This window comes from Candidatus Binatia bacterium (assembly GCA_036382395.1).
Taxonomy (GTDB): Bacteria; Desulfobacterota; Binatia; order HRBIN30; family HRBIN30; genus JAGDMS01.
Genome location: DASVHW010000467.1, coordinates 1 through 9,355, shown reverse-complemented (window position 1 = coordinate 9,355; position 9,355 = coordinate 1). Strand labels below are relative to the sequence as shown.

Genomic DNA, 9,355 nt, shown 5'->3' with positions numbered 1-9,355 from the left:
GACATTCGGAGGGGCCAATGAAGTTCGTGATCGAAACCGAGCGCGAAGAGGACGGCCGCTGGCTGGCAGAGATCGCCGAGCTTCCCGGCGTCTTGGCCTACGGTCAAACCGAAGATGAGGTGAGGGCGCGGGTTCAAGCGCTCGCGCTGCGGGTCATCGCGGACCGAATCGAGCACGGCGAATCAGAGTCCGACTTTATCAGCGTCACCTTTGCCGCTGCATGAGTCGGTGGTCCAGCGCGAAGGCGCGCCAGGTCTTGGCTGCACTACTCCGGATCGGTTGGGCGGTAAAGCGTTCGTCAGGTGGATCCCACAAAGTTCTGTCCCGCGAAGGCTGGGCTGATTGGCAGGACCTGGTTCCCGTAGCGTTGTCATTCCGAGCGGAATCCGCGAGCGAGGAATCTCGGACGAGGTAGCTCGGTTCATTATGGCAGAAGAAGATCCCTCGCGAAGCTCGGGATGACGGTAGCCACCAATGGCCGATGCTTGTGCCGCAGTGAATATGGAACGCCTCCGATCTTTGCTGGAAGAGAAGGGCGGACTGTTCTCGGAAGAACTCGGCATCGATGTTGCCCGCCAGCCGTTCAGGTGGCTGCTGGCGGCCATGCTGTTCGGCGGCCGGATCAGCGAGCGAGTCGCCAAGAGCACCTACAAAGCCTTCGCACGGCACCGGCTGCTGACCCCGCAAGCCATCCTCCGTGCCGGGTGGGAAGGGCTCATCCCGGTGATGGGCGAAGGTGGGTACGCCCGCTACGACAACATCAAGTCCACGTACATCAGCGAAATGTGCCGGAAGCTCGTCGATGAGTACCGTGGCAAGGTTGAGAACATCCACGCCCAAGCTGAAAGCAGCGCCGACCTCGAAGCCCGGCTCCTCGCCTTCAAGGGGATCGGCCGAGTTACCACGAGCATCTTTCTGCGCGAGCTGCGCGGAGTCTGGGACAAGGCCGATCCGCCGCTCATCGACATCGAGCTGCGTGCGGCGCGGGCACTCGAGTTGACGAAATCGAGGGACCCCGTAACAGCGCTTGAAGACCTCAAAGCGGCGTGGAAGCGAGGCCGGGTTACCGGATGCGATTTCCGACACCTCGAAGCCGCCCTCGTGCGCGCGGGGATCGAGCTGCGGAGAAAACGCCGCCTGGCCGCATAGGCCGCGCCCAGCGTCTCTTCGGCGGGCCCCCCCCGTTGGGTCGCTTCACGCGGTTTCGCGTGGAACTTGATTGAGTGCGAGGAGTGAGAAAGCCGCAATCAGCCGGCCGCCTGCAACCCCTCGTAGCACCCGGTGTCCTTCAAGATGACGTCGAGCGCGGACTTGTCCGCCACTGCGGCGTAGCGGGCACGCAATGCGGCCAGGGACTTGGCGTGGTACTTCTGGGTCTCCTGCGTGTACGGCTTGCCGGCCAGCGTCATGGAGAACTCCTTTTGTCCGGCGGCCAGCGCTTTCGCGTTGGCTATCGTCCACGGGAAAAAGATGGCGCCGAGCTCGTCCTTGAGCAGCGCCATCAACGTCGGCTTGAGCGCCTCCCACGTTTCGAATCCGCCGTCATTGGCGGGATCGAGCATGCGCTGAACCCACGCGAGCACGTTCGGCGCGCTCGCGCGCATGATGCCGCCGGGCGTCGGATCGGAGGAACACTGATAGAGCTGCGCGTAGAGTCCGAAATCCGCGAATGCCGGGCGCGCGCCGAAGAGGTACCTCCGCCGCGCCAGATGCGCATTGAGGATTGCCAGTTGGCGCCGGTAGGAGCCCTCGATCAGGTCCTTGGTTTCCGCACACGAGCCGACGAACTTGAGGCGCGGGAGCATGCGTCCCTTGACCATCTCGATAGCCTTCGGCAGCTCGGCCTCGGGCAGACCCGGCATCATGCTGCGGGCGATCCGCTCGGCCCCTGACTGCTGATCGGGCTCGTACCACCAACGATAGTGGAACATCGGCTTGTTGCCCCACTCGTCCCCGTATTCCTCGATCAGCGCGGAGAGGAAGGCGGGCCTGGGATCGTGTGGGTGAATCGACGGCTCGGGGTACAGCCTCTCGAAGTGCTCGATGATCGGCGTGGAATCCTGGATGCCTTTCCCCTCCGGCGTGACCACCAGGGGGATCAGCGGCAGCTTGGCGTGCTGCTGAAACTCGGCCTCCGTGTCGGCGTTGCGGATCAGCCAGTCATGCGGGATGCGCTTGTAGCGGAAGTACGAGCGAACTTTGACCGAGTAGGGTGACAGTTCGTTGCCAAAAATTCGATACGCGTTCGACATGGCGGCATCTCCCTTCGGCTGTCGTCGATACCTTCGCGTAGCCCGTTTCCAGGCGCAAGTCGACCGGGCCGGCTTGGTCAATCGAGTACCGATCCGGTTCGCGATGGTGTATCAGGCGGGAACACCAGGGGGACTGTTGAAAGCGCAACTCAGGAACAAACGTGCCGCCATCACTGAGAGCGCCGCGTTTACGTCCGGCGATCGCGCCACCGTCTCCCACACCGGCGCGTTCCGCCTGCTGTTCTTCTGTCTTGTCTGCGTCGGGATGGGCCAGTCGATGCTGTTCTCGATTCTGCCACCGGCGGCGCGGGTGATCGGGTTGTCGCCGTTTCAAGTCTCGACCATCTTTGCCACCTCGGCGTCGATCTGGGTGTTCGTCAGCCCCATGTGGGGACGGCGCAGCGATGTCACGGGCCGCCGCAAGGTGATCCTGATCGGGCTGCTCGGCTTCGCCCTGTCGATGACGCTGCTGGCAACGGTGATCGAGATCGGCATTCATCAGTTGCTGCCGCCGCTCGTCGTCTATCCGCTCATGGTGGCGTCGCGATCGATTTTCGCCCTGGTGGGGTCGGGCACCGGCCCGGCCTCGCAGGCCTATGTGGCGGATCGCACCAGCCGCATGGCGCGCACCGCCGGCGTGGCCCTGGTCAATGCCGCCATGGGCCTGGGCGAGACCGTCGGGCCCGGTCTGGGTGCGGCGCTCGCGGTCATCGGTCTGCTGGCTCCGGTGTACTTCTCCGCCGGGCTCGCCGTCATCAGCGCCCTCACCATTTGGCACTTTCTGCCGGAGGACGGTCCGCCGCTCGACAAGGGTGTCGAACGGCCGCGCAAGCTGAGCGTTCGCGACCCGCGCGTGCTGCCGTTTCTCCTGGTGAGCACGTCGTTGCAGGCGGTGCGCGCCACCACGGTGATCACGCTTGCCTTTTTCCTGCAGGACACGTTGGGACTCAACTCGCAACAAACGGTGCAGTACTCCGGGGTCGGGTTCGTCACCTTGGCGGTGGCGGGGTTGTTCGCGCAGCTGGTGGTCGTGCAGCGTTTCCAGCCATCGCCGCGCTGGCTGATGCGCGTCGGCACGACGATGATGGTTGCGGCATTCGCCCTGTTCGTGGCTGGTAGTGGCTACGGTGCGGTCGTGGTTGCGCTGGCGTTGCTCGGGCTCGGCCTCGGATTTGTGCGGCCCGGCACCGCCGCGGGAGCCTCACTCTCTGTGATGTCAAGTGAACAGGGTTCGGTCGCCGGCGTCGTCGGAGGCGTGGCGGTGATCGGCAACGTCTTCGGGCCCATGCTGGGGACGTGGCTGTACGAGCTGCGGCACACCGCGCCGTTCATGCTCAACGGCGCGATCATGGCCGCCGTGCTGGTGTACGTCTTCAGCAGCCGCCGCCTGCGCGGCGTGAGGGCGTGAGGTCGGCCGGGGGTCGGTGGGACAAGGCGGAATGCCGGCACACGACCCCACCGTCCATTGCTAGAAGTTCCTTGACGTTCGGCGGGGTGCCACGGGCACGTACGGCCCACCGTCGATCGGGCACGATGGTGTCATTGACACCATGGAGGCGCACTGACAGGCTGCGCAAGGAGGTGGTATGCCATGCCGCGAACGATGGAGTCCTCGGTCAAGCGACCGCGAGTCAGCGTGGATGTGGTGCCGGAGGTTCGCCGCCGGCTGCGATTGGCGGCCGCACGGCGCGATGTGACCGTGCGGCAGTACGTCCTGGAAGCGATTGAAGAACGCCTGCGCGAAGACCTGGGGGGTGACGGCGAAGAACTGCTGGCGCTGAATGCCAAGGCGGACCCACTGCTCGCGGAGTTGTGGGACAATCGCAAGGACGCCGCGTATGATCGCCTGCGATCGCGGTGACGTCGTCCTGGTCGGCTTCGTGTTCTCCGATGAGTCTGGGCGCAAAGTGCGGCCGGCTCTGGTGATCACTTTGTCTGCATACCACCGCGCACGGCGCGAGGTCATCCTGGCGGCGATCACGAGTAATGTGCGCCGGCGCTTGGTTGCGGACCATTTGTTGGCTGACTGGAAGGCAGCCGGTCTGCTTTTTCCATCTCTCGTGACTGGTATCGTTCGAACGGTCAAGCAGACGATGATCGAGCGGAAGCTGGGCTCGTTGACCAAAGCGGACATGCACGCAGTCGAACGGGAGCTGCGGCGCGCTTTGGACCTCTGAGCACGGCCTCGACGGTCGCCGTCAAGCCTTTCGCGTCGGCAAAGAGCCGGCCGTCGACACTCGGCGCGGATCTTGGCTGCTTCGGGGTGGCGTATCCGCGGGCTGGGCAGATCTCAGTCATTCGCTCATTGCTCCTCTGGCTCAGCGCTGACCGCTGCGAGCTGACGGCTGATGCGCTCCGCGTGTCCCGTGGCGCCCATCTCGGTAAACAGCCGGTGCGAGCCACGGCAAGATCGGCGATTCGGATCTGTACGTGTTCTTCGCGGTCGACTCGCAGCACCCCAAGTTCGAGTGCATCCAGAACGTCTGCAACAGTCAGTCGTACGTCTCCGAGTACGCCCTGCACGACTATCCGATCACCGAGGCCGACATCCTCTCGAAGGGCGACGAGGCGTGGAATGCCTCGCTCAACACCGTCAACATCGGCAAGTACAACCTCGGCTGGGCGTCGATCGGCATGTGCACGCACGCCTTCTACGAAGCCATCAACCACGCCGCCAACCGCCGGCTCTACAACATGAGTGTCACCGACTTCCCGCACGTGCAGCAGAACTTCACCGACGCCTACGTTCGCCTGGTCGCCATGAAACTCGTCGCCCTGCGGGCAGCCGACTACATGCGGTCGGCGTGCGCACAGGAGCGTATTCCGCTGGTGACGTCGAACGTCATCATCGCCGAAGTACATCGCTTTGTTCTCTTTCGTATCGGCATCCAACCGGCCGCATTGTTGCTCGATCGGATTGACGCGAGTTCGATGCTGACGATTGAGTTTGTCACCGCCGCGCACCACGTGGCTGCCCGCCGCTGGCTTGCCAGCCTGCCCGATCAGGTCATCACCTACACCGATGCGGTCAGCTTCGCGGTGATGGAAGCCACGGGCTGCACGGCAGTGATGAGCTTCGATCACGACTTCGTGACGGCGGGGTTCCGCCTGTGGCAGCCGCAGTAACCGGGAAGTAGCCTCCATGAGCGCGACCCACGAACACGATTGACGGCTATGCGGGTAGCGACAATTAGCGCCGGATATGGCAAAGAGATGGGCTCATGGGGGCACAACACCTGGATCGGCTCAGCATCGCGGATGCCGCCTTCCTGTGGCAGGAGGACCGCGGTACGCATGCGCACATCGGATGGGTGATGATCGCCGAGGGGGCGCCGCCGGCGTATGCGGACCTCCTCAAGCATGTGAAGGCACGCCTCCACCTGGTGCCGCGCTACCGGCAGAAGCTGGCGTTCCCGCCGTGGCAGATCGCCCTGCCACTGTGGATCGACGATCCACGCTTCAATCTCGAGTACCATGTGCGGCACGCGGCACTGCCGGCACCCGGCTCCATGGATCAACTGCGTGCGGCGGTGGGCCGGATCTTCTCGCAAGGGCTCGATCGCTCCAAACCTCTGTGGGAACTGTGGCTGGTCCAAGGTCTGCAAGACGATCGCTTTGCCATCATCAACAAGGCACACCGCGCCCTCGTCGACGGCATTGGCGGCGTCGACATCACCACGGTCCTGTTTGATACCGCCCGGGATCCCGCGCCGGTGCCGCCACCAAGCCGGCCGTGGCTGCCGCACCCGGAACCGTCGCCGGCCGAGCTGGTCGCCGCCGGCATCCGTGACCTCGTGGCCGCGCCCCTCGAGGTCGCGCGGCACGTGTGGAGTGCGCTGAACGATGCCGACAAGGCCGCCACCGCGGTCCACCAGGTGGCGCAGGGTGTCAGGCAACTGGCGGCTACCTACATGCACCCACCTGCAGCAACGCCGCTCAACGTGCCGCTCGGCACGCATCGGCGGGTGTACTGGACCCGCTGCCGGTTGGCCGACTTCAAGCGCATCAAGGACACCTTCGGCGGTACGATCAACGACGTGTATCTCACGGTGCTCACCGGTGCGCTCGCGTCCTGGCTCCGCCGGCGCGGCATCCGCACGCGCGGTTTGCAGATGCGTGCGTGTGTGCCGATCTCGCTGCGCAGTGAGGTCGCCAGCGGCGCCATCGCCATCGGCGTGAGCACGGACGGCACCCGCGTGGTGGAATGTTTTGCGCCCCTGCCGGTCGGCACGCCGGACCCTGTCGAGCGCCTGCGCATCGTGCGCCGGGCGCTCGACGACCTGAAGCACTCAAAGCAGGCACTCGGCGCGCGCGCCATCTCCACGCTGCAGGACTTCACGCCGCCGGCGCTGCTGGCGCAGACGTCGCGCCTCAGTTTCTCCAGTCGCTCGTTCGACCTGGTCGCCGCCAACGTGCCCGGGCCGCAGTTTCCACTCTACCTGCTCGGCCGTGAGGTGGTGCAGGTTGGACCGGTCGGCTTCCTCATGGAGCGCTGCGCACTGATGGCCACCCTGGTCAGCTACAACGGTATGCTGGAGCTCGGCCTGATCGGCGACGCCGACGCGTTGCCCGATCTGGACGACCTAGGCGGGGCCATCGATGGGGCGGTGGCCGAGTTGCTCAAGGCCGCCAGTACAGAGCGGCCCAAGGGGCGCACCCGGAAGTTGCCGCGCCGAGGATCCCACGCATGACGCCACGCCACTTCCAGCGCCTGACCGCCACCGACGCATCGTTCATCGTGCTGGAGAAGGGCCCGTCGCACATGCACATCGGCGGGGTGATGATCTTCGAGGGCCCGCCGCCACCGTATGAAGCGCTGTTGCAGCATATCGAGGCCCGCCTCGATCTCGTACCACGGTATCGCCAGCGGCTGCTCTTGCCCCGCTTCGAAATGGGCCGGCCGCTATGGATCGACGACACCCGCTTCACATTGACCTACCACGTGCGCCACAGCGCCTTGCCGCCGCCCGGTTCGATCGAACAGCTGCAACGCTTCACCGCGCGCGTGTTCTCGCAACGGCTGGATCGCTCGAAGTCGCTCTGGGAGATCTACCTTCTTGAGGGACTCGAAGGCGGACGTTTCGCGCTGCTGAACAAGACCCACCATGCCATGGTCGACGGCGTGTCGGGAGTCGACATCGCGACCCTGCTCTTCGACCTGTCACGCGACGCCCCGCCGAGCCTGCCACCAAGAGAGAAGTGGAAAGCGCATCCCGAGCCGTCGCAAGGGGAGATTGCGACCAAACTGCTGCGCGACTCTGCCCGTGTCGTGCTCGGCCTGGCGAAATCGGCAACCGGCGCGCTCACCGACCCGCGGCAGGCGGCCGAGGCGCTGCGGGTGACGGCCGAGGGGCTCGGTGAAGTGGTGTGGGCGGGGCTGACTCCGGCGCCGCCGTCGCCGCTGAATGTCCCGATCGGTCCGCACCGGCGGGTGACCTGGGTGCGCACCGCCCTGGCCGACTTCAAGGTGATCAAGGACAGCATAGGCGGCACGGTGAACGATGTGGTGCTCGCCGTCGTCGCCGGTGCGCTTGCCCGCTGGCTGCACGGGCGCGGCGTGCGCACGGAGGGCTTGGAGCTGCGCGCCGGGGTGCCGGTGTCGGTGCGCGCCGAGCAGGAGCACCAGCAGCTGGGCAACCGCATTACCATGATGGTCGCCCCGGTGCCGGTCTACTGCGAGGATGCAGTCGAGCGCCTGCGGATCGTGCGCCAGGCAATGCGTGGCCTCAAGGAATCAAAACAGGCGCTGGGTGCGCAGCTGATCATCGGCATCGAACGGTTCGCGCCGCCGACGATCCTGGCGCAAGCGTCCCGGCTGCACTTCTCACCGCGCTTCGCCAACCTGGTGGTGACCAACGTCCCGGGTCCGCAGTTTCCGCTCTATCTGATGGGCCGTGAGCTGTTGGAGATGGCGCCCGTTGGCTTCATCGTCGAGGGCTTCGCGATGATCGTGGCGCTGGTCAGCTACAACGGTGCCTTGACGTTCGGGCTGCTCGGCGACTACGACGCGCTGCCTGACATCGAGGTGATCGGCACGTATATCAAAGAGGCGCTGGCGGAGCTGGTCAGCGCGGCGCGGCAGTGATCGCGGCTTCTCAGGAGACACGATGAACAATCCACCCGCCAGCGACGAAGTGCTCGCCGTCGCCAAGGCCTCGCCGGATGCCGTTGCCCGGCACGACAAGGAGGCTTGGGTCGGGTTGTTCGCAACCCACGCGGTCATCGAAGATCCTGTCGGGTCACGGCCGCACCACGGCGGTCTCCACGATCGGCGTTCCGGGGTCCGCGGGACCGGGCCGCTCGAGCGCTTCTACGACACGTTCATCGCTCCCAACGACATCACGTTTCACGTCGACCAGGACATCGTTGCGGGCCGTGTCGTGGTGCGTGACGTGACCATCGAGTTGGTGATGGCGGCCGGACTGAACGTCCGTGTCCCCATGCACCTGCTGTACGAAGTCACGGACCAAGACGGGATGCTGAAGATCGCTCATCTGTGCGCGTCCTGGGAACTGTTCCCAATGGTCCGACAGGTTGTCAGCCAGGGGTGGACCGGGCTCATGGTGATGAACCGCCTCGGGATCCGCATGATCGCCAACCAGGGTATCGGCGCCGTCCTCGGGTTTTCCAAAGGCATATTCGGGATTCATGGCGCCGGGAAACAAACGGTCCTGCGGTTCGTCGAGGCGGTCAACCGCAAAGACGGTGCGGCACTCGGCACGCTGTTCGACCAGCGCAGCAATGGGATCGGCTTTCCAGCCGGGCGGCGGACTCTTACTCCCGAGTCTTTCTGCAGCCAGGTCGATGTGTCCCTGTCGGTGACCAAACTCATCTCTTCCGGCTACGTCACCAGCTGCACGTTCACTGCGCGATCCGGCGGAACGGAGTCGAAAGGCGTGGGCCTCTTCGAGTTCAACTCCCGGACGCGCAAGGTGCATGCGGCTCGGCTCTACTGCGCATCCGCGTCTTTGTAGCGGGCGGCAAGGAGGAAGGAATCATGGATGACGGCAAACAGCTCACACAGCTCGCGATCGACTTCGTCATGTCTTACGGCGCCTGCGCCGCTGGAGTCGCGACCACGGAGACCCTGGCCGGCGGTCCTC

10 protein-coding genes and 1 pseudogene are annotated in these 9,355 nt (G+C 65.1%); 10 read left to right on the top strand and 1 reads right to left on the bottom strand.

Translation table 11 applies throughout. The features are described from left to right. Positions 1-17 precede the first annotated feature (17 nt). From VF515_22980 to VF515_22970, 3 genes are read left to right on the top strand one after another with little or no spacing between them, the layout of a single operon-like run. A complete protein-coding gene (locus VF515_22980) occupies positions 18-224 on the top strand; it encodes a type II toxin-antitoxin system HicB family antitoxin (GenBank protein ID HEX7410491.1) in 207 nt (68 codons plus the stop codon). Further along, entirely contained in the window at positions 221-415 is a 195-nt protein-coding gene (locus VF515_22975; protein ID HEX7410490.1) for a type II toxin-antitoxin system HicA family toxin, read from the top strand. Before VF515_22980 ends, VF515_22975 begins: the two co-directional genes overlap by 4 nt. 59 nt (positions 416-474) lie before the next feature. Then, positions 475-1,149, top strand: coding sequence for a hypothetical protein (locus VF515_22970; GenBank protein ID HEX7410489.1), 675 nt, complete (start codon positions 475-477; stop codon positions 1,147-1,149). 98 nt (positions 1,150-1,247) lie between these two features. On the opposite strand, the gene VF515_22965 is transcribed toward VF515_22970, so the two are convergent. Next, a complete protein-coding gene (locus tag VF515_22965; GenBank protein ID HEX7410488.1) occupies positions 1,248-2,252 on the bottom strand; it encodes a glutathione S-transferase family protein in 1,005 nt (334 codons plus the stop codon). Between the two features lie 136 nt (positions 2,253-2,388). Between VF515_22965 and VF515_22960 the strand changes: the two genes are divergently transcribed. From VF515_22960 to VF515_22930, 7 genes and pseudogenes are all read left to right on the top strand, one after another. After that, the gene (locus VF515_22960; protein HEX7410487.1) at positions 2,389-3,660 is read left to right on the top strand and encodes an MFS transporter; all 1,272 of its coding nucleotides are present in this window, start codon (positions 2,389-2,391) and stop codon (positions 3,658-3,660) included. 183 nt (positions 3,661-3,843) lie between these two features. Next, positions 3,844-4,113 (top strand): hypothetical protein, encoded by a 270-nt coding sequence (locus VF515_22955; protein HEX7410486.1) that lies wholly within the window; start codon positions 3,844-3,846, stop codon positions 4,111-4,113. Continuing rightward, a complete protein-coding gene (locus VF515_22950; protein HEX7410485.1) occupies positions 4,091-4,429 on the top strand; it encodes a type II toxin-antitoxin system PemK/MazF family toxin in 339 nt (112 codons plus the stop codon). Before VF515_22955 ends, VF515_22950 begins: the two co-directional genes overlap by 23 nt. A 217-nt stretch (positions 4,430-4,646) precedes the next feature. Continuing rightward, positions 4,647-5,378, top strand: a pseudogene (locus VF515_22945) (acyl-CoA dehydrogenase family protein). A 95-nt stretch (positions 5,379-5,473) separates the two neighbouring features. Next, positions 5,474-6,943, top strand: coding sequence for a wax ester/triacylglycerol synthase family O-acyltransferase (locus VF515_22940; GenBank protein HEX7410484.1), 1,470 nt, complete (start codon positions 5,474-5,476; stop codon positions 6,941-6,943). Further along, complete coding sequence (locus VF515_22935) at positions 6,940-8,337, top strand: wax ester/triacylglycerol synthase family O-acyltransferase (GenBank protein HEX7410483.1); 1,398 nt, start codon at positions 6,940-6,942, stop codon at positions 8,335-8,337. Before VF515_22940 ends, VF515_22935 begins: the two co-directional genes overlap by 4 nt. A gap of 22 nt (positions 8,338-8,359) precedes the next feature. Next, positions 8,360-9,226, top strand: coding sequence for a nuclear transport factor 2 family protein (locus VF515_22930; protein ID HEX7410482.1), 867 nt, complete (start codon positions 8,360-8,362; stop codon positions 9,224-9,226). The last annotated feature ends 129 nt before the right edge of the window (positions 9,227-9,355 follow it).